We start from the raw sequence: 568 nt of genomic DNA, 5'->3' as shown, positions 1-568 counted from the left end.
CGGCAACGCCAGCACCGTACCGCCCGCAGCACCCAGCGCCGCGAGGAAGGCGACACGCCGGGCGAAGCGGCCGGAGACCTCGGCATCGGTGGCACCGAGGCCGTGCAGCACCAGCACCGCGTCGCGCCGCGCCGAGAGCCCCGCACGCACCGCCACCGCCACGACCGCCGCCGCGACACCCGCCACCAGCGCCAGCACCGCCAGCGCGACCCCCTGCACCGAGCGCGCGAGGGCGGCGAGATGCGCGACCCAGACGCCATGCGCCTCGGTCACCGTGCCCGGCACCTCGGCGGCGACGCGGTCGCCGATGCGCACCGGGTCGGCGGCGAGGTCGGCCAGGCGCAGCTCGATCACGCCCGGCAGCGGGACGCTGTGCGCGCCGCCCAGCCAGGGGCGCAGCAGATCGGCCATGCGGGCGGGGTCCACGGGCTCGGCCGCGGCGACCTCGGGCAGGGCGCGCAGCACGGCCAGCGCACGCGCCATCCTGTCGGCATCGGGCTGGGGCACCTGCACCGTCACGGCCGCCTGCGCGCCGTCGCGCCAACGCTGCGCGAGGCGGTCCGCGCCG

Annotated in this window: 1 protein-coding gene; it reads right to left on the bottom strand. The window is 79.2% G+C overall.

The window, feature by feature from the left end:
* On the bottom strand, positions 1-568 hold a 568-nt coding region (locus HW578_RS27475; RefSeq protein ID WP_198373843.1), incomplete at both ends, for a cell division FtsX domain-containing protein.

The organism is Roseomonas rosulenta, assembly GCF_016106005.1.
Taxonomy (GTDB): domain Bacteria; phylum Pseudomonadota; class Alphaproteobacteria; order Acetobacterales; family Acetobacteraceae; genus Neoroseomonas; species Neoroseomonas rosulenta.
This window is presented reverse-complemented; position numbering and strand designations above follow the sequence as displayed.